Consider the following 19,120-nt stretch of genomic DNA (forward strand, 5'->3'; position numbering starts at 1 on the left):
ATCCTGATCTACTGAATCACAATACTTTTTTTCTGTGAGGTATGGGCTGAGAAATATCCTAAAGCACCATTATCAATATTGCTCGGAGGATTGGAAGGAGTAACCCCTGCACCCGGGCCTCCATCCCCTGAAATCTGCAGAAGAGCAGAATAATAGGTGAATATGTTGTGATCAATAGACTGCATTTCAACATAGATCGTATCTCCAGGCACCACCTTATGATCAGTCGGATCTTTGTCATCGTCCTCATTCGGAAGGAGGAGTGGTCTTTGGTTCACCAATCCGTTATTCACATTATCTGAAAATACTTCAAACGTTTTTTTAGTCATGTTATTCACCGTAAAATTGAAAAGATAACGGTTTCCTAAAGCTATCGGATCCGTAAAAACAGGAAGAAGGGTATAAGTAGTCTCTCCTCCGAAAGTAAAAGAATCCTGTGTAAGTCCATCAAAATTCACCACTTCAGGCATAGAGCTTTGGGCGGTATATTGTTTTCCTTCAGCCTGTATTTTCAGGGTATAGGTACGTCCGGTAACGCCTGTAAAATTGGTGGTTTTATATTTTCCATCCCCTACATACTGTAAGGTTTCTGTCTGCCCCGTGTTGTCACTTAAAACAACCTGAGCGCCGGTCACCGCAGGATACTGATTATTTTGGGTAAAGGCTACCGATTTGGTTATTCTTACAAAATAAGGTCCCGGCTGATTGGTTACATTACCTTCGATGACAATGTTTCCGCTTTTGTCGTCCAGATCCAGGTCGATCTCCTTTTCACAGGAAGAGAATAAAAACAGTGTTAATATGATAAAAATAATATTCTTCATGATCTAAAATTTGAAATTATACGTGACATTGGGTACCCAACGGAATAATGAAGTCTGCATAGCGCGGGTAGTTCCAGGGTTATTCGGGTTATCTTCAAAGGTAATGGTGTAGGCATTTTCACGGCCGTAGATATTATAAATACCAAAAGACCATGATCCTTTGAAGCGTTTCGTAGATTCCGGTTCATAGGTCGCGCTCAGGTCCATTCTGTGATAGGAAGGCATACGGTCCGCATTTCTGCTGCTGTACTGAAAGATAGTCTGTCCGTTCAGTTCATATTTTGCGGTAGGGAAAGTAACTGCGTTACCTGTACTGTAAAGGAATAATCCTGATAACGACCATTTTTTATTCAGTTCATAAGTGGCAACGATAGAAAGGTCATGTGTTTTGTCCATTCTCGCATTATACCATTCATTATCGTTAATTCCATCGATTTTTCGCTCCGTTTTAGATAGCGTATAAGAAATCCATCCGGTTAGTCTTCCGCTTTTCTTTTTCGCAATAAGTTCCAGACCATACGCTCTTCCTTTACCGAACAGCAATTCACTTTCTACATCAGCTGCCGTATCAAATGAGATCTGCGCACCGTTTTTAAAGTCGATCTGGTTCTGCATAGATTTATAATAGATCTCCGCATTCAGTTCATAATTATTGTTATTGAAATTTCTGCTGTATCCTGCACTGATCTGGTCTGCGATTTCAGGTTTTACACTGTAGCTGCTTCCGATCCACTGATCTGTAGGGTTTCCGCTGCTGCTGTTGCTCAGAAGATGAAGGTTCTGCGTATTGCGGGAATATCCTGCTTTCACACTGCTGACCTCATTAATACGGTAGTTCGCTGTAATTCTCGGTTCAAGATTAACATACGTTTTTCCGAATTTCCCTTTTTCCAGAAATCGACTGTCTGTAACGACTCCGTTTTCATACCTATTATACGTGTCACCCCCTAAAACACTGAACGTAGAAAGTCTCAAACCGTAGTTCACCGTGAATTTGTCAGAAGCTTTGAAATCATCATTAATGTACACTGCATTTTCCCATGATTTTCTCGGATTTCTTGGAAAACTGCTCACACTTGTTCCTGAAGCACTGCTTGGGGTAATCGTATGATAAATAGACTGAAACCCGAAACGTACGGAATGTTTATTGCCCGCAAACCAGGTAAAATCCTGCTTAAGGTTCCAGTCCTCAATCTGGGAATCTAAACCAAAAGTATTGTCATTGCTTTTAAGACTGATTTTATAATTGTAATTGCTGTAGATGAATGAAGTATTCGAAAATAATTTACTGTTGATGATGCTGTTCCATCGAAGGGTAGCGGTTGTATTTCCCCAGTCTGTAGAGAACGTATCGCCCAATCCCAAAACATCCCTTCCAAAATATCCGGATAAATAAAGACGGTTGTTGTCGTTGATCTGGTAATTTGCTTTCAAATTCAGATCGTAGAAGTACAGTTTACTATCCTTATAATCATCGGAGGTCTTAAGGAAAAGATCGGCATACGTTCTTCTCCCGGAAACGATAAATGAAGATTTTTCCTTCTGGATAGGACCTTCCACGCTCAGTCTGCTGCTGATCAGGCCAATTCCACCATTCACATTATAATCCTTATTGTTTCCATCTTTCATTTTAACATCCATTACCGAAGAAAGACGGCCTCCATACTGCGCAGGGCTGTTTCCTTTGATAATGCTTGCATCTTTCAGCGCATCACTGTTGAACGTACTGAAAAAACCGAGTAAGTGCGAAGCATTATAGACAGGTGCTTCGTCCAGTAAGATCAGGTTCTGGTCTGTAGCGCCCCTCTTACACTGAATCCACTGCTTCCTTCACCGTTGCTTTTTATTCCCGGTAAAAGCTGTATCGTTTTCATAACATCTTTTTCCCCGAATAAAACCGGCAGTTTTTCGATATTCTTAATGCTCAGAGTCTCCGTTCCCATCTGAGCGGTGGTAAGATTTTTATTCTTTTTAACCCCTGAAATAACAACCTCGTCAATCTTTCCTATTTTTTGATCTTCCTGGTCAAGAGGAAGGTCTACTTTTGTGTTTTGTTCAACTTTTATAGCCTGTTCATAATCACGGTAGCCCGGATAAGAAACAATCAGGGTGTAGTTTCCTTCAGGAAGGGAAAGCGAGTAAAATCCATATTCGTTGGCCACTACAGAAATCGAAGCATCTTCATTCACTTTTACAGTAACCCCGATCAGCAGTTCGCCATTCTTATGGTCTTTCACTGTACCGCTTACGGAGTATTTCTGCTGCGCCAGGGCCATGGAGCTGAAACAGAGGGCAGCGGCCGTGACGGCAGTCTTAAAAAACAATTTTTGCATTGAGTTTACATTTTTAATGGAGTAGATATCTGTCAAATAGTCTATTTTAATGGATTGATGGTAAGCTGATCCTGCAGAACAGTGAAATTAGACGGGTCAAACTTTCAATGTTAGGTAAAATGATTCTTAGTTTACTGTCAAACGTAAAAATCCCCCGGATATTACGGTTTGCGTGAAAAAAAATGGGATATCAGAGCTCTGACAGCAGAATATTTTCTTATCAATATCCGGATCGAAAGATCCATTGGCGAAAGTTTGAAAAAGATAAGGTATTTTTGAAATCATACTGATCTCCCCTTTCCGTCTTTTTTCTTGTATCGTAGGCAGGCTGCATGGAGTTATCTGGTTCATAGTTTTTGTCTGGTTATTTTGAAAAAAGTAAAAAATCCCCCATTCGGGAATACAAAAGTAATAAAATACTATGACCAGCATTGTAATTAATGGTAATCTTATGATTAATTAACTGTTTGAACTTTAATGAAAACGATCAGCTGAAATGATCTGATCCGAAAGATGGGATAAAGAATAAACACGGAATCAGTTATATTTGTATAATGATTACCTGGTAGCCGCAATGGAGGTTTTTCGGCAGATTATATTGAATTAAAATTAATTAAAAAATGACTCCATTCCATGAACTTGCTTTTTTTGTTCGGCTGCTATTTGTAAGTTAATAACTAAAAATGATAACGTCATTTCTTCTACTATATAAGTAAAGCTTCATTGAAGCTGTATTTTTTTTTAACCAGCTTATTTTCATCTCTAATTTTCGGTAAATTTGCAATCACGGCTGCTTTTCGTATTCATATACCCATAAGGTGATGAATAAAATGAATCAATTTTCAAGGCCGTACAAAACAATATGAATTTATCAGAATTAATCAATTACTTCCGAAGCGGAGGTTCTTATAAAGATTTTTGCCAGGATCAGTTATTAGATCAAGAGTCTGAAGCTGTTGAAATCTATATGGAGCAGCCTTTAGAGTTAAACAATACCTTAGCATTTTTTGAAATTGAAACCACAGAAGGCAGCCTTGAGTTTGTTAAAGACGGAATAAGATATTACAGCTTATTTGGTTTTCCTTATTTTATCAATGTGCTTGAAGAAATCAAAAAGTCAGATCATCTGGATTTTACAGATAAAGATATTGCTGAACTTTTGTATAATTATGCCATAAATGAAGCATAGTTTGATGTGAGAAAAGGAGCCTAAATCTGGCAAACTTTGTTTTATTTTGAAGGAAGTTGCAGTAAAAATAGAGTGGTAATGATGTGATGTCATTTTCTGTTTTAAATTATCTTAATTTATAATTGTCATTTATATTGTTCATTATAACGGTTTATTTATATTTGAGAATCACGTCTCAAAATAAAATATGGATAAAAAATTAAAGCAATTCTTTGCAAAATCTTTTGGAGTACTCCTGTTCATTCATCTGGGCTATTTTGTATATGGGTATTTTAAGTTTGAAGGAATAGGGAATATCAACATCTATACTGAATTCTACAGGTTTAAGTTTTATGATGATGTATCCATTTCTCACGTTTTTATAAGTGGATTGTTTTTACTTTTCTTCCTGATATTTTTACTGAAAAATCATTCGAAACAAAATTATTCTCGTCCTGATTTGCTTAAAATTGGAGGGGTATTGCTCCTGATTTCCTTTTTCAGTTTTACTTTTTTTGTAAGTTATAGTTTTGGCCTCAATGCAAAATTAAAATCGGAGCTGTCTGAGTCAAAATTCAATAAAGATAAAACCCTGTTGAATGTTTTAAATCCGTTTTTATACAATGACACTTCTTACAGTTCGGAGAAGCTATTCAATCCGGTTAATATTCTTTATCCAAAACCTTATCCGGTGATGGAGGTCGTAGACAGTACTTTGATTTCTGATCAATATTATAGTGTAGAATCGAAATATTACAGCATTGATACTTTAAAAATGCTGACTGCTGATTTAGATAAAATTTCTACTGCTACGAGTTCAGTTTTGGCCCGTATTGGTTTTGGTAAAGAAGAACTCCTGCAGCGAATCATTAAGAAGAATGTTATAAAAGACAGTACCCAGATTATGTATAAAGGGCAGGAGGTCAATCCCGGATATGATGAAGATATTTGCATATTTATTGAAAATAATACCTTGTATAAGCCTGTTAAAGGAATTCCGAAAGAAAAACAACAGTTTGATGCCGCAGTAAAACGATACGAATTGCTTTACAAATACAAGCAGGATTCCTTGGTTTCCAATTTCCAGAAGTTGAATACCTTATTGAAAAAATATAAGATCGAAACTCAAATCGTTCCCGAAGAGCTGGCCAAAAATGTTTTCTATTATAAAGAGCACAATCATGAATTGTTGAATGGTGGGATCAAAAATTATTTTGACAGAAAGGCACTGTCCAAAAGATTCACAACATTGGAGCGCCTATTTTATCAACCCAATTACCTTCATCCGTCTATTTGCATGATCTTTATTGGCGTTGTATTCGGAGCCTGGCTCATTGGTTTTTTAATTTATATTTTGTTTAATTATAAGAGAAGAACCAAAATATAAGAAAAAAGGATCTACTATAATTTTGATGGATCTGAATAGATAAAAAAAACGGCTGAAAGAGAAATCCTTCAGCCATTCTTTTGAAAATAATATATCAAGAATCTAATCCCGGATCACCATCTTTTTGGCGCCCGTTACTTTTCCGTCTGTGGTCATTTTATAAACATAGGTACCGGATGGAAGGTCTGAACTGGAGACATTGATCGATCCGTTGCCTTTATCGCGAAGGGGAAGCGTTCTTACCAGCTGGCCGGAAATGTTATAAACTTCGATCGAAGCTGATTTTGCATTGTGTGGCAGATAATAACCGATGCTCGTTCCGTTTTGGGTAGGGTTGGGAACATTTTGAGAAAGCTGAGCGATATCTGAAGAACTTGTAAGTGAAGTTGAAGTTCCTTTGTTCAGCAACAATTGCTTAAGTTCCTCTACTGTGTTTTCAAGATTTTTAATGCGGTCTTCCAGTTGCTGTACCGTTGCATCTGAAGATGCAGCCGTTCTGCTGAGTGGGGTGGTGGACACCATGACATTTCCACTTGCATCAACGACCAGCGCGTTTCCGCTTCCTGAAGGTAAATTTTCAAACCGTACCGTTCCCACCGTATGGAAATTGGCAGTAGGAGAGAGCGTAAGGATTCCCACACTTTTATCCTTGATCAGCATCGTTGAGGTAGGAGACAGACCAAACATGATCGATAATGGAATATTATTCGTCAGTTTTGCTCCTCCTGTTCCTGATCCGATTACAAAAGAACGGTTTCCCGTCGCAGCCAGATCAATTCCGAATCCTCCGGAATACACATCTTTAAGGTCAATTCCTACCCCTAGGGCAAACTGATTAGAGTTTCGGATGGTATTTTTCCAGCCTAATGCCACAGATTTTCCTGCATTATTCAAAACTACATTAGCCTGTCCGCCAATAATATTCGCGCCTCCGCCATTGCTCAGATCATTTTCCCAGCCGCTGACAAGAGAACTGCTGGCCTGCGCACCAAGAATATTGGAAATACCGTTAACGATACTTCCTTTTACTTTTGCCACATTGGAATTGTTGACTGCGTCTACGATAAATGAACCTGCCTCATTGAGAATAGCTTGTCCTGGGTTGGAAGAAGCGCCATTGGTTCTCAGATAAAAAGGCCTTGGATCTACAGTACCCGCGTAATTAGCGGGAGTGATTCCCGCATTTCCTGTAACTTGCCACTGTTGAGCGCTGGCGATTCCAGTTAACAGTACCATAGCGGTGGTCAGGCCATTTTTCATGGATAATAGTGATGTTTTCATAAATTTTGAATTTTGATGGTTTTTAGTTATCACTAAAGTATGAAATATTATCATTGAAAACACTTATTTGTCACAATAAAGTGATTTTAAATTGAGGTATATTGATTTAAATTCAATGATAAAAGGAATAGTTTGTATTATGATTAATATCTATATTATTTATTTGTAAAATCTAATTATTTGGAAAGTCTTTTTAATACCCGTATTTTCTCCACTTTAATAATTCAAAATTCTTCTTTTACTTATTTTATTCTTCCATAAAGTAAAATTCTTTTAAAAGAATAAATAGCAGGAAGCTTAGCAAAATCCTTTGCAATACGTTGTTTAAATTCAGTTGTAAAAGATTTCTGCTGTTCTTCAGTAAGTTTTTCCAGATAAGGAATCAGAGCTGATCCGGAGATAAAATTGAATAAAGTTTCGTGGTCTTCCGCAATGATGGGATAAACTTTCTGGGATAAATTCAGATCCTCAAGGCCGCTGTCAAATAAAATTTGAGCATACTCATCGATTGTCAACACCGCAGAAGGTAGGTTCCAGCCGTTAAGGTCATTTCGGAAAGGTTCCTCATTGGCCAGTTCAAAAAGGATTTTATTCAGAGTATTGCCCGGCTGATAAGGCATCTGTACCGCCAGTTGTCCTCCGGTATTCAGTTTGGAAATAAGTTTCGGAAACAGATGCTGATGATCATCAGACCACTGCAGTGCTGCATTGCTGAAAATAAGATCCCAGTTTTCATCTTCATCCAACATGGCTTCCGTTGTTGCCATTTTGAAATGGAGCCGCTCATTTTCAAGTGACCTGGATTTTTCAAGCATTTCCGGAGAAGAATCGATTCCTGTAAAAACAGCATCTTGAAATTTTTCAGTAAGAATGGCGGTTTGTTCGCCTGTTCCGCAACCAAGATCTACTGCTTTCATATTTCTTTCATCAGTGATCAGCTCTGCAAGATCATAAAAGGGCTTAAAACGGATATTTTTAAATTGATTATAAACATCAGGATTCCAGGGCATAGTCTGTAATTTTAAATGGACTTCAATTTACTTAATCCTAAACAGAATGACGAAAATAAAATAGTAAAAGATTCTTAAAAGAAAGGAAGCGGGAGGATGGGAGTTACTTAAAGAAGAAAGAACAATGAATCCTGTTTTCATTGAATTTAAAGTTTCATCAAGTTAATATGAATTCGGTAAAAATCCTTGTCAAGGTTTAAAACCTTGACAAGGATCTTAAAAAGACCAGATTTAATCCATTTACAGACTGAAAGTAACTTCCCGCGCCCATCTTCTCGCTTCCCTCTTCAAACTCCTACAAAATCTGGGCACTCTCCTTAATGCTGTTCATCACAAAAATACTTTTCGTCTGTCCGATTCCCTCAATTTCAGAAAGTTTATTGACGAAAAATTCATGGAAATCATCCATATTCGGAGCCAGGATCTTAAGCATAAAATCAAAGTCACCGCTGATGTTATAAAACTCTACCACTTCTTTCAGTTTTCCCACCTCTTCAATAAATTTTCCGGCTGTTTTTTTATTGTGGACATTCAGGGCAATCATGCAAATCACCATCATGCCTTTGTTCACCTTTTTTCGGTCTACAACAGCGGTGTATTCTTTAATAATTCCCTGTTTTTCCATCCGCTTGATTCGTTCATGAGTGGGAGTAGGACTTAAATTGATCCTTGCCGAAATATCACGAATACTCATTTTGGCATCCTTCTGTAATAAACGAAGGATAGAAAGATCTTTCTCATCCGGAGTATAATGTTCTGTAGTCATTTGTTCTGTTTTTAGGCTTGTTATGAGGGGTTGAAGTGTATTTGTTCTTTTTTAATAGCTTGTATAGCTGATTCGTTCCAAATTTACTATATAATTTTTACATATGTTCTTTTAATTTTAATTTTGCAGGAAATTTGAATCTATGAGTACAAGGAAAAATTTAATATTAATATTAGCATCGGTAGGAACTTTTGTAGAGGCTTTGGATATTGCCATTATTAATTTAACGATTCCTTCTATTCAGGAGCAGTTCCACATCGGAGCAGAGACCGTGCAGTGGCTGCAAACGCTTTATGTGCTGTTTTTCGGGGGATTTCTGATCATCGGGGGTAAACTTTCAGACCAGCTGGGTCGTAAGAAAATTTTCCTGATCGGAGCTTTGATTTTTATGCTGACCTCATTGGGAGCAGGACTTTCGCAGAGCTTTGAAGTTTTAGCCATATTCCGTGCTCTTCAGGGATTGGGAGCAGCATTCATTATGCCTTCTGCCTTATCTATTGTGACCAATACATTCAGAGAAGAGCAGGAACGTAATTACGCAATTGGAATTTTCAGTTCATTTGCAGCGATAGGTTCCGGAAGCGGTTTGTCTGTCGGTGGTATCATCAGTACTTATCTGAGCTGGCATTGGGTGTTCCTCATCAATGTTCCCATTTTGTTGCTTACGTTAGTTTTTGCTTACCAATATCTTCCGGCAGACGAAAAAAGACAGAGCGGTCAGAAAACGGATCTTATCTCCGGAATGCTGCTTGTTTTGGGACTTTTAAGTCTTACATACGGAACCCATGAACTGGTTCATATCAAAGAAAATCCTTTAATGATTGTCGGTTCTCTTGTGCTTGCGGTTTTACTTTTAGTCGCTGTGTTTGTCAGATTAAAGTCTGTATCCCAGCCCTTAATCGATTTACAATTGCTTAAACACAGATCACTGCTGGTTTCTAATATGGTGTTCTTCACTTTAGGGGCATTTTTTATAGGATTTTTATTTCTTATTTCATTAATGCTTCAGAAAGATATGGGACACAGTGCGGCTTCTGCGGGACTGATGCTTGTACCTTTCAGTATCATGTCTGCATTGGCTTCAAAATTTGCACTTCCCCATATTTCTAAAAGATTAAGTTCTTCACAAATGGGTGTTTTCGGATGGAGTTTCATGCTGGCAGGTGCTTTATCCTTACTGATTTCGGTGTATACAGGCCATCCATTGGCGGTAGTATTACTTGGAGCTGCCTGTATTTCAGGAATAGGGATGACATTTTGTTTTACAGCACTTTCAGTGCTGGGAATTCAGGATGTGGAGCCTTCACATTACGGAGTAGCCTCCAGTTTAAGTTCCACCAGTTATTTCCTGGGAGCCGGAATAGGATTGTCATTTATGACGTTGATGAGCCAGATCTTTCCCTCTCAGTATGCAGTGGGAGATCTCAGTTTGATTATTCTGGTTGGATATGCTTTACTGGCCCTTGCGATGCTGCTGTATTTTATTGTTAAAAGCTTAAAAACCAGACAGGCGGAAATAGCGGTTTCATAGATAAAAATATTTATAACCCCATAATTTTAACGCAAATAAATTATTATTCCTGTCTGTTTGAGGAGAGCAAAAAAGATGAATGTGCCGCTGATTAAAAAAATTCCGCTGTTTGATTGCGGGAAGTATATTGAATCGTAGGAGTAACAATGAATCTGCACGAGTTTGGGAATTTTAGAAGCAAGTTTTAATTTTCGGCGAAAGATTCCAGTCTTGAATTTTTGGTTCATTTTGTTTCAAGGCAAAAGAACATATAAACTCATAATAGTTATTTACTCATATAAATAGGTACTGATAGATAAGTTTCTATTAAAAATATACAAAACTATATGAAAGAGGACCGGCATTATTTTGTCGGTTCTTTTTATTTTAGCAGCATGAAAATACAGATCATCAGTGATCTTCACCAGGAATTCGGATCGACTGATTTATTTTTTGATCATGCAGATGTGGTCGTATTGGCTGGAGATATTAATTTGGGAACCAAAGGAGTTGAATGGATCAAGTCGAAAATAAAGGACAAACCTGTCATTTATGTTCTGGGAAACCATGAATATTATAAAGGCTCCTATCCTAAAACCTTAAACAAAATAAAACACGCCGCTGAAGGCTCAAATGTCTTTGTTCTTGAAGATAAAGCCGCGGATATTGAGGGTGTTCGCTTTCACGGAGCCACGCTCTGGACGGATTTTTCTGTTTTTGGAAATCCTGTTCAGTACGGAATGATCTGTCAGCCCAAAATGAATGATTATAAAATGATCAGACGGGATCCTTCCTATTCAAAAATGAGGACCATTGATACATTTAAAATTCATCAGTTTTCAAGGCTTTGGTTAAAAGAAAGTCTCGAAAATTCAACAGGCTTAAAAAATATCGTTGTTACCCATCATGCACCAAGTTTACGGTCTGTCCCGGAACAGTATAAAGAAGATCCTTTGACTGCTGCTTATGCTTCCGATATGGAAGATTTCATTCAAGAACATCAGCCGCTATACTGGATTCACGGACATATTCACAGCCCATGCAGATATGCTATTGGAAAAACCGAGGTGATCTGTAATCCGCATGGTTATATTGATGAAAAATACAATGGTTATGAAAAAGAGCTGATTATTGAAATATAATGGTTATTTGATTTCTTCCATAAACTTTTTTAGAGCCTCATAAGCTTCTGTTTTATTGGTCAATGCCGGATAGATTTCCACTTGTGCGGCACCGGAATCTTTCAGCCATTTTTTCCAGATGATTTTCATGATCTCAAAATCTGTAGGTTGTACAGTTGTGACTCCGTTTTTATCCAGTGAACGATCGACCATTTCGAATACAATAACATTGAGCTGATTGAGGTCTGAGGTTTTCCTTATGAGGTATTCCGGTTTTGATAGAATGAATTTTTCAAGATCAACAGATCCGCTGCTGACGAATTCTTTCCTGATTTTTTTGATAAGATCCTGATCTAATCTAAGCCCGGAACTATTGTTAGCACTCTCAATATAGCCGTCCGTAAATAGAACGGCAATATTTCTGGTACCTGTAATGACAAATTCATCTTTTGCAATTTCAACTTTTTTATCAGGTTCATTGATCATCGAATTTTTAATATTCTGATTAAAATAATTCCATACATCCGATCCTGCAGAGTGGGCAAGTGAATAATCGTAGACCTTCGCAATATTATTTTTAAATGATGCAATGTCTGGCTTCAGATCATGTCTTTTGTAATGGGATGCTTCCTGTGCCTGATCTTTGAATTTTCTGAAATTGATTTCCAGATCCTCCGTGTTCGCAATATGCTGATTGAGTATTCCTCTGTTGATAAAGTCAAATTTATAAATGTCCAGCTGGTTCATTTGCCTGCTTTTTATTTTCAGTAAATTGTCTATATGATCAGCAATTGTATTGATTAATAAAGTGTCGTTCAGTGGTTTTGGGTGTATTTCAGGATTAATTCTGTTCGAAAGATCCGGAACAATTAAAACATTATAATCATAGATTTTAGGTAAGTTGTCATCTGGAATTTCTGAAGGGGTTTCTTTTGTGCAACATGAGGTAATGAATAATATACACAATACTTTGAGAATTCCGGATATTGATTTTGTCATTGTTTTCATCTGATGGTTTGGATTAGTTTTGGGATATTTCTGAAACGAAATTTTCGTGAAATGCGATGACATTCAGCCAGTTTTCACATTCTCTGATGGCTTCTGTGGTTTTGATCTCTGCTTTATTCACGGAATAGATTTCATACAGATATTTGCTCCAGCCTTCCATGAAGATATTCACCCTGTTTTCCATCTCGGGTTTTGAGATGGGAAGCCTGTCATTATCAACCTGGCTTTTGTAAATTTGGGCAAGATTCTCTACCTTTTCCCTGAAAGTAAGCAAGAGTTGTTTCAGATTGTTTATTTTGGTATTGGTCAATAAGGGAAGATCCTGAAGCTGTTTATTCATGGTCACTTTATTTCTTTCCAGACCCTGAATGTCGCTGTTCAGTTTGTTGTTTTCCTCCTTTAAACTATTTACCTGTATTTGATGCTCTTCTTTTTCTTCTTCCAATTTGCCTACAATGAATTCTGTCTTTTCCTGATGATGGGTTCTGGTTCTTTTATGATAAGAATGATACAGCTTATCAATCACTATTCCGAAAAGATAAACACTTAATGTTCCCAGGGTGAAAACCAATAAAAAGTTCTGTGAAAAAACGATTTCTGAGAATGTCGCTTTCTGATCTGTCTGATTAATAAGATATTCAATATCATTGATGTTTTTGGCTACTTTATAGGCGATAAAACAGTCTACAAGAAAGATGAGCAATAAACCTCTGTTTTGATCTATAAATAGTGAAATTTTTGATTTCCTTTTTTGTTCTCCGGTGTCGGAATCTGTAATATCCGTATTCTCAGGCTTGATTAATTTCAACATTCCTAGAGCAAGAGGTATACTCACAAAAAGAAAAAGAAACAATATTCCCCCGGCACCTTTGTTCCATATTTTTGTTATGGCATGAGCATTAAATACTTCCGGCATTTCCGTGACAAAACCTTTTCTGAGTTCAGCGATAATGCCCTCTTTTGAAAAGATAAAAATATAAGCGACTGATGAATAGAAAATAAAAATATACAAGACGAGCATCAGCGTAATAAAGCTTAATAATAACGTAAGCGGCCAGTTCACAGGAGGTTTTACAAAGTCAACTTTTAATTCATTTATTTTTTGGGTCAGAACATTGATTTTATCCTGAATAAAAGGAATCTTAATGGTAATGTTGGATTCAATGCTATGTTTTTTATCTTCAATGTTTTTCTCCGTTTCCCGCATGTTGTCTCCAATATTCTGGGTTTCAGAAGTGAGATTGTAGTGCAGGGTATCGGTTTCATTCTGAGTCTTCATTTCTACATTGCTGATGCTCACTTTAAGCTGCTCTTCAATTCTGTTTTTCAATCTGGTTTTCTTTTCAGTGATCACTTCTATTTCATTGATGAAGTTCGAATACAGGCTATCCATTGCCTGAGGAAGTACCTGATGATCACCCTGATTTTCAAAAGCTCTCTGATAAGCGTTTTCCTTCAGGAGACTTTTATCAAAGGAGCCTACTTCCGTAGCGATAATATTATCCAGAACGTCTTTGAATTCCTTCAATGACTGTTCCTGGAAGTTCAGGGGTGTTGATTTTATTTCAGTTTTCATCATATTCACAGGAGCTTCTGAAAATGCTTTTTCCTCCCTTTCAATGTCTTCCATACTAAGCCCGCTGTTCAGTTTTTCAATCCTGTTTTTAATCCGGGAAAAACTTCCGATGAGTTCGTGTACCGTTTTTGGAAAATTAGTCACCAATACCTGTTCATGATTGTTTTTAGCATTGTTGGACCAGTTGTATGAACCTGAAATGGCTATAGACCGATCAATCACGCAAAACTTGAGGTTCATCATTCCATAGCCTATATTTTTTATTTTTGTAAAGTTTAAACCATGGCTGACAAGAATATCAAAATCCAGCTTTTCATTGTCTGGTTGATCCGAAAGGATAAGGGATACTTTTACATTTTCATGTAGTTTATCACGAATAATGGTATACAAATCAGGATTCGTAAACCAAGCCATTGCAATAAGTATTTCTGATTTTGCATTTCGCAGTTCCGATTTAATTCTTTCCAGAATTTCATCGGTATTGGAAATAGAGTCTTGAATCATCGTATTCATAAGTAAGGTTATATCGTTTAATTTTTTTTTTAATCTTATGTCTTTTCAGTGACTTTTATTAATGATTCAAAATTAAAAACATTAAAAATCTGATTTTTACGGATTCCCGTAAATTGATAAAACAGTCTTGAAAAAATTAAAATAACAATTGAAATTTGTTCTTTTAATGATAATAACTATCATCCAGCTTGCCTACTAAACTCTTTTGCCTCTCTCACTCAAATACCCTAATTTCGTACCCTAATTTATCCTTCATGGCTAAAAAATCCACTGCAGACCCCACAGAATTTGTATCCCTGTTTACTTTTGAAGAACTTCTTCGGGAGGTAGAATTTGATCTCAGGATAAAAGAATTTGTCGTCATGGAAATTGATAAGGCTAATTATGTCATAAAACTCAATACACCTTACCGGTCAGATTATTTCTGCATTTTTATGATGCAGGAGGGGAGTATTCGTTTCAGGCTTGATGACAAAGGGTATGATGTTGAGAAAGGGGATATTATTTTCTGTCCCTTTTCAGAAATATTTTGGATAGATCGTATCTCTGAGGACTATAAAGCAAAGTACATCTTTTTTTCATTAGACTTTATTGCTGATGCCGGATTTAATTATAAATCAAATGATGTACTGAAAAGCTTGTCATCAGATCCCGCACACATTATCAGGAACGAGCCCGATCTTTACAGAAGGATGAATTTCCATCTTGATGAGCTGAAGGCTCTCAACAATGCAGAAAAAGAAGATTATTATTTCAATGAAATGATCTGGCATCACTTTTCACTGGTGATCTATGAAATCGACAATTATTTTAAGAAAATTGAAAAACCACATCAGGTAACTCACCGTGAAGATGAACTAACGACGAGTTTTTTCACTCTGGTACGGAAACATTTCAAGGAGGAACATAATGTACAGTTCTATGCAGACAAACTTTGCATCAGCCGTAAATATCTGACCAAAGTGATCAATAAAACCATGTTTAAATCACCCCGCGATATTATCCATCAGGTATTGGCCGTAGAAGCCAGGCTTTTGCTCAGAAATCCCAATCTTAATGTCAATAATGTAGCGGTACAGCTTAAATTTTCAGATCAGGCATCTTTCAGTAAGTTCTTTAAAAAACATGTGGGGAAGTCTCCGTTAGAATATAAAAAAGATGATTTATATTGATAATCAGCTGCTTATTTGTTTTTTTTGATATTGGCAATTGATGTCTTTTTGCTAAAGTAGTACTGATTTTTAATGGAAAAAATAGAATTATCTTATTTATGTATTCTATTAAAGGGATTAAATGATATTTCTCATGTTTTAAAGAATTAGGAGTCTTTCTGACAAAACAAGGAGTTTTTTGAATATTTCGGTTGAATTTTTTTAGGGCGAATTTTGTCCAGTAAATTTAAAAGGAATATTGTTATGCAGAGATTTTTTATTCAAAAATCAACTATACTTTTCCTCTCGCTGATGGTCTTGGCGGGATGCAGGAAAAGCAATCAAAACCAGGCTTATCAACAGCAGGCTCCCGAACTTCCAATAGAAAAAGTGAAGCAGGGAGACGTTTCTGTTTCCAGAGAATATGCAGCATCAGTAGAGGGAATTTCCAATGTAGAGATCAGACCGCAGGTGACAGGATATTTAAGCAGGATCTTTGTAGATGAAGGGGATTACGTAAGAGCAGGGCAGCCGCTTTTCAAAATAGAAGACCAGATTTTCCGTGAGCAGATGAAAAGTGCTCAGGCAGCTCTGATCACAGCACAGGCGAATCTTTCCACGTCTAAAATTGACCTTGACAGAAAGAAGGAATTATTACGAAACAAAATGGTTTCCGATATTCAGGTAAAAGAAGCGGAAGCAGCTTACAATGCAGCAAGAGGTGCCGTAAGTCAATCCTTGTCTACCATCGAATCAGCGAAGATCAATCTTAATTTTTCTACAATCAAAGCTCCGGTAAGCGGATTTATCGGAAGATTCAACTACCGTCTTGGAAGTTTAATGACCCCTTCTAATCAGGAACCGATTACGCTTTTATCAGACATTCATGAGGTTTATACTTATTTCAGCATGAGTGAAAATGATTTCAATAATTTCCAGAAGCAACAGCCAGGAAGTAATATCAACGAGATCATCAAAAATACTCCTGCCGTTTCCCTATTGCTTTCAGGAGGGGAAAAATATGCACAGACCGGAAAAATAGATGCAGTAGAAGGACAATTTAATAAAACCACAGGTTCTATTACTTTAAGAGCAAAATTCAACAATCCTGATAGTCTTTTGAGAAGCGGAAATACCGGAAAGATTGTGATGGAGCAGTTTTACAGCAATGTCATTCTTCTTCCGATAGCTTCTACAAGAACCATTCAGGATAAGATCTTCGTGTTCACGATCAAAGGGGGGAAAGCAGCGATGCTTCCGGTTGAAATAACAGGAAAAGCAGGTGATAATTTCATCGTATCAAAAGGGTTAAAAGCCGGTGATGAGTACATTGTAACAGGTTTCGACAGATTGCAGCCGGGAACGCCGGTAGTCGCTCAGAAAAAGAATGCTCAACCCAAAAAATCGTAAGAAAAAATCATGTTAAAGACAATTATAAAAAGGCCCGTACTGGCAACGGTGATCTCCGTATTGCTTGTTATTCTGGGTATCGTCGGTATGGTCAGCCTGCCGATCACCAAATTTCCTGATATCGCTCCGCCTACGGTGATGGTCACTGCTGCCTATCCGGGAGCCAACGCGGAAACAATCGCGAGATCCGTGGCACCGCCTTTGGAAAATGCCATCAACGGCGTGGAAAATATGGACTATATTACCTCCACGGCCAGTAATGACGGGACTTTAAGTATCACGGTCATTTTTAAACTGGGTACAGATCCCGATCAGGCTGCGATTAACGTGCAGAACAGGGTAGCGCAGGTAACGAACCAGCTTCCGGCAGAAGTAATTCAGGCCGGAATTACAACGGTGAAAAGACAGAACAGTATGATCGCAATGGTTTCATTAACCAGCAAGGATGGTAAAATGGATGATCTTTTCCTTGAAAACTATGCTAAAATCAACATCGTTCCTGACCTGAAAAGGGTAAAAGGAGTAGGAGATGCCATGGTGTACGGAAACAAAGATTACTCCATGAGAGTCTGGCTTGATCCCAATAAACTGACCTCATACAACCTTACCCCGTCTGATATTTCAAGGGCAATCCAGACACAGAACCTTGAAGCAGCACCCGGAAGATTCGGGGAGAGAAGTAAAGAAGCAATGGAATACGTGCTTCGGTATAAAGGAAAATTCACAGAACCTGAACAGTATGAAAATATCACCATCAAAGCCCTGAGCGATGGTTCTGTTTTGAAATTAAAAGACGTTGCCAAAGTTGAATTTGGAGCATACAGTTATACGGTTTCTTCCAATTTTAACAAAAAAGCTTCGGTAACGATGGCGATTTTCCAGATGGCTGGATCTAATGCCAATGAAGTACAGATTGCCCTTCAGGAAAGAATGAAGGAGCTTGAAAAATCCTTCCCGGAAGGAATGGCCTATGAAATTCCCTATGCGACAAAAGAAGCACTGGATCAGTCTATCGATCAGGTGATTCATACTTTGATCGAGGCATTTATCCTGGTATTCATCGTGGTATATATCTTCCTGCAGGATTTCCGTTCAACACTGATCCCGGCTATTGCGGTTCCGGTGTCAATTGTGGGAACATTTTTCTTTATGAATTTATTTGGGTTTTCTATTAATATCCTGACGTTATTTGCTCTGGTACTGGCCATTGGTATTGTGGTAGATGATGCCATTGTCGTCGTGGAAGCGGTCCATGCTAAGATGGAACATAAAAAGCTTAATCCAAGGGCTGCGACCATGTCGGCGATGAGTGAGATCACGGGAGCTATTGTTTCCATTACTTTGATCATGTCTGCGGTATTTGTTCCGGTAGCCTTTATGAGTGGTTCTACGGGGTTGTTCTATCAGCAGTTTGCCTTGACATTAGCGATTGCTATTGTGATTTCAGCTGTTAATGCATTGACTTTGAGTCCGGCCTTATGTGCTATATTTTTAAAACAGCATCATCCGGAAACGCATGAGAAAATGAACTTCAAAGACCGTTTCTTTGCCGGTTTTAATGCAAGTTTTAATAAACTGACCTTCCGTTATGGAAAAGCCATTCTGTTCTTATTAAAGAGAAAATGGGTGGCAGGGATCATTATTGTTGCATTCGGAGGACTGTTTGTCTGGATGTCTATGACGACGCCTAAAGGATTTATTCCTGATGAAGACCAGAGTTTTATCATCGTAACGGCCAATCTTGCACCTGGAGCTTCCAAAGACAGAACCACCAAAGTGGTTTCTGATACAGAAGATCTGTTAATGAAAAATCCGGCAGTGGAAAAAGTGATTTCCGTAGACGGGCTGAACTTATTCAGTGGATCGATGTCATCTTCAGCGGCTTCTATTTTCGTTAAACTTAAAAAGACAGAGCAAAGAGGAAATGTAAGGAATATCAATGACATTATCGGTCAGGTTCAGGGAACACTTTCCCAGGATAAAAGAGCGAATTTCCTTGTGATTGTACGTCTTCAAACCAACTTAGACATTTTAGTTTAAATCCTTAAGGAGGATTTTCGGT

The 19,120-nt window shown here is 37.7% G+C and carries 15 protein-coding genes; 7 read left to right on the top strand and 8 right to left on the bottom strand.

All coding sequences use genetic code 11. From position 1 onward, the window contains the following. Positions 1 to 8: 8 nt before the first annotated feature. From EG346_RS14215 to EG346_RS25125, 3 genes are all read right to left on the bottom strand, one after another. On the bottom strand, positions 9 to 824 hold the full coding sequence (locus EG346_RS14215; RefSeq protein WP_123879424.1) for a DUF4249 domain-containing protein: 816 nt from the start codon (positions 822 to 824) through the stop codon (positions 9 to 11). A 3-nt stretch (positions 825 to 827) separates the two neighbouring features. Next, complete coding sequence (locus EG346_RS14220; protein WP_228425933.1) at positions 828 to 2,453, bottom strand: TonB-dependent receptor plug domain-containing protein; 1,626 nt, start codon at positions 2,451 to 2,453, stop codon at positions 828 to 830. Between the two features lie 152 nt (positions 2,454 to 2,605). Continuing rightward, a complete protein-coding gene (locus EG346_RS25125; protein ID WP_228425935.1) occupies positions 2,606 to 3,157 on the bottom strand; it encodes a carboxypeptidase-like regulatory domain-containing protein in 552 nt (183 codons plus the stop codon). 862 nt (positions 3,158 to 4,019) lie between these two features. Between EG346_RS25125 and EG346_RS14225 the strand changes: the two genes are divergently transcribed. Both EG346_RS14225 and EG346_RS14230 read left to right on the top strand, forming a co-directional pair. Continuing rightward, complete coding sequence (locus EG346_RS14225) at positions 4,020 to 4,346, top strand: hypothetical protein (protein ID WP_073334709.1); 327 nt, start codon at positions 4,020 to 4,022, stop codon at positions 4,344 to 4,346. A 187-nt stretch (positions 4,347 to 4,533) separates the two neighbouring features. Then, the gene (locus EG346_RS14230) at positions 4,534 to 5,712 is read left to right on the top strand and encodes a hypothetical protein (protein ID WP_164466141.1); all 1,179 of its coding nucleotides are present in this window, start codon (positions 4,534 to 4,536) and stop codon (positions 5,710 to 5,712) included. 102 nt (positions 5,713 to 5,814) lie between these two features. Here the strand turns inward: EG346_RS14230 and EG346_RS14235 are convergent, their stop codons facing one another. The 3 genes from EG346_RS14235 to EG346_RS14245 all read right to left on the bottom strand — a co-directional run bounded on the left by EG346_RS14235 (position 5,815) and on the right by EG346_RS14245 (position 8,769). Beyond that, on the bottom strand, positions 5,815 to 6,993 hold the full coding sequence (locus tag EG346_RS14235) for a T9SS type A sorting domain-containing protein (RefSeq protein WP_164466143.1): 1,179 nt from the start codon (positions 6,991 to 6,993) through the stop codon (positions 5,815 to 5,817). A gap of 242 nt (positions 6,994 to 7,235) precedes the next feature. Continuing rightward, positions 7,236 to 8,003, bottom strand: coding sequence for a methyltransferase domain-containing protein (locus tag EG346_RS14240; protein WP_073334712.1), 768 nt, complete (start codon positions 8,001 to 8,003; stop codon positions 7,236 to 7,238). Positions 8,004 to 8,298: 295 nt separating this feature from the next. Next, on the bottom strand, positions 8,299 to 8,769 hold the full coding sequence (locus tag EG346_RS14245) for an Lrp/AsnC family transcriptional regulator (protein ID WP_073334713.1): 471 nt from the start codon (positions 8,767 to 8,769) through the stop codon (positions 8,299 to 8,301). A 142-nt stretch (positions 8,770 to 8,911) separates the two neighbouring features. Here EG346_RS14245 and EG346_RS14250 point away from each other — a divergent pair, with 142 nt between their 5' ends. Both EG346_RS14250 and EG346_RS14255 read left to right on the top strand, forming a co-directional pair. After that, positions 8,912 to 10,300 carry an MFS transporter gene (locus EG346_RS14250; RefSeq protein WP_073334714.1) on the top strand — a complete coding sequence of 463 codons (1,389 nt, stop codon included), beginning with the start codon at positions 8,912 to 8,914 and terminating at the stop codon, positions 10,298 to 10,300. 374 nt (positions 10,301 to 10,674) lie between these two features. After that, the gene (locus EG346_RS14255) at positions 10,675 to 11,421 is read left to right on the top strand and encodes a metallophosphoesterase (RefSeq protein WP_123879428.1); all 747 of its coding nucleotides are present in this window, start codon (positions 10,675 to 10,677) and stop codon (positions 11,419 to 11,421) included. 3 nt (positions 11,422 to 11,424) lie between these two features. On the opposite strand, the gene EG346_RS14260 is transcribed toward EG346_RS14255, so the two are convergent. Next, the gene (locus EG346_RS14260; RefSeq protein ID WP_123879430.1) at positions 11,425 to 12,399 is read right to left on the bottom strand and encodes a hypothetical protein; all 975 of its coding nucleotides are present in this window, start codon (positions 12,397 to 12,399) and stop codon (positions 11,425 to 11,427) included. A gap of 22 nt (positions 12,400 to 12,421) precedes the next feature. Continuing rightward, positions 12,422 to 14,497, bottom strand: a complete 2,076-nt coding sequence (locus tag EG346_RS14265) for a phospholipase D-like domain-containing protein (RefSeq protein ID WP_123879433.1) — start codon at positions 14,495 to 14,497, stop codon at positions 12,422 to 12,424. Positions 14,498 to 14,751: 254 nt separating this feature from the next. Between EG346_RS14265 and EG346_RS14270 the strand changes: the two genes are divergently transcribed. The 3 genes from EG346_RS14270 (at position 14,752) to EG346_RS14280 (ending at position 19,098) form a co-directional block, all read left to right on the top strand. After that, complete coding sequence (locus EG346_RS14270) at positions 14,752 to 15,669, top strand: helix-turn-helix domain-containing protein (protein ID WP_073334718.1); 918 nt, start codon at positions 14,752 to 14,754, stop codon at positions 15,667 to 15,669. A 243-nt stretch (positions 15,670 to 15,912) separates the two neighbouring features. Beyond that, the gene (locus EG346_RS14275; protein ID WP_123879434.1) at positions 15,913 to 17,058 is read left to right on the top strand and encodes an efflux RND transporter periplasmic adaptor subunit; all 1,146 of its coding nucleotides are present in this window, start codon (positions 15,913 to 15,915) and stop codon (positions 17,056 to 17,058) included. 9 nt (positions 17,059 to 17,067) lie between these two features. After that, complete coding sequence (locus EG346_RS14280) at positions 17,068 to 19,098, top strand: efflux RND transporter permease subunit (RefSeq protein WP_123879436.1); 2,031 nt, start codon at positions 17,068 to 17,070, stop codon at positions 19,096 to 19,098. Positions 19,099 to 19,120 lie beyond the last annotated feature (22 nt).

Origin of the sequence: Chryseobacterium carnipullorum, from assembly GCF_003815695.1 — a bacterium.
Taxonomy (GTDB): Bacteria; Bacteroidota; Bacteroidia; order Flavobacteriales; family Weeksellaceae; genus Chryseobacterium; species Chryseobacterium carnipullorum.

What these genes read in the sequence shown, in the direction of transcription:
- EG346_RS14270 (WP_073334718.1), top strand. Translation starts at nt 14,752, where the DNA reads ATGGCTAAAAAATCCACTGCAGACCCCACAGAATTTGTATCCCTGTTT.
- EG346_RS14260 (WP_123879430.1), bottom strand. Translation starts at nt 12,399, where the DNA reads ATGACAAAATCAATATCCGGAATTCTCAAAGTATTGTGTATATTATTC.
- EG346_RS14250 (WP_073334714.1), top strand. Translation starts at nt 8,912, where the DNA reads ATGAGTACAAGGAAAAATTTAATATTAATATTAGCATCGGTAGGAACT.
- EG346_RS14220 (WP_228425933.1), bottom strand. Translation starts at nt 2,453, where the DNA reads ATGAAAGATGGAAACAATAAGGATTATAATGTGAATGGTGGAATTGGC.
- EG346_RS14255 (WP_123879428.1), top strand. Translation starts at nt 10,675, where the DNA reads ATGAAAATACAGATCATCAGTGATCTTCACCAGGAATTCGGATCGACT.
- EG346_RS14240 (WP_073334712.1), bottom strand. Translation starts at nt 8,003, where the DNA reads ATGCCCTGGAATCCTGATGTTTATAATCAATTTAAAAATATCCGTTTT.
- EG346_RS14245 (WP_073334713.1), bottom strand. Translation starts at nt 8,769, where the DNA reads ATGACTACAGAACATTATACTCCGGATGAGAAAGATCTTTCTATCCTT.
- EG346_RS25125 (WP_228425935.1), bottom strand. Translation starts at nt 3,157, where the DNA reads ATGCAAAAATTGTTTTTTAAGACTGCCGTCACGGCCGCTGCCCTCTGT.
- EG346_RS14265 (WP_123879433.1), bottom strand. Translation starts at nt 14,497, where the DNA reads ATGAATACGATGATTCAAGACTCTATTTCCAATACCGATGAAATTCTG.
- EG346_RS14275 (WP_123879434.1), top strand. Translation starts at nt 15,913, where the DNA reads ATGCAGAGATTTTTTATTCAAAAATCAACTATACTTTTCCTCTCGCTG.
- EG346_RS14230 (WP_164466141.1), top strand. Translation starts at nt 4,534, where the DNA reads ATGGATAAAAAATTAAAGCAATTCTTTGCAAAATCTTTTGGAGTACTC.
- EG346_RS14235 (WP_164466143.1), bottom strand. Translation starts at nt 6,993, where the DNA reads ATGAAAACATCACTATTATCCATGAAAAATGGCCTGACCACCGCTATG.
- EG346_RS14280 (WP_123879436.1), top strand. Translation starts at nt 17,068, where the DNA reads ATGTTAAAGACAATTATAAAAAGGCCCGTACTGGCAACGGTGATCTCC.
- EG346_RS14215 (WP_123879424.1), bottom strand. Translation starts at nt 824, where the DNA reads ATGAAGAATATTATTTTTATCATATTAACACTGTTTTTATTCTCTTCC.
- EG346_RS14225 (WP_073334709.1), top strand. Translation starts at nt 4,020, where the DNA reads ATGAATTTATCAGAATTAATCAATTACTTCCGAAGCGGAGGTTCTTAT.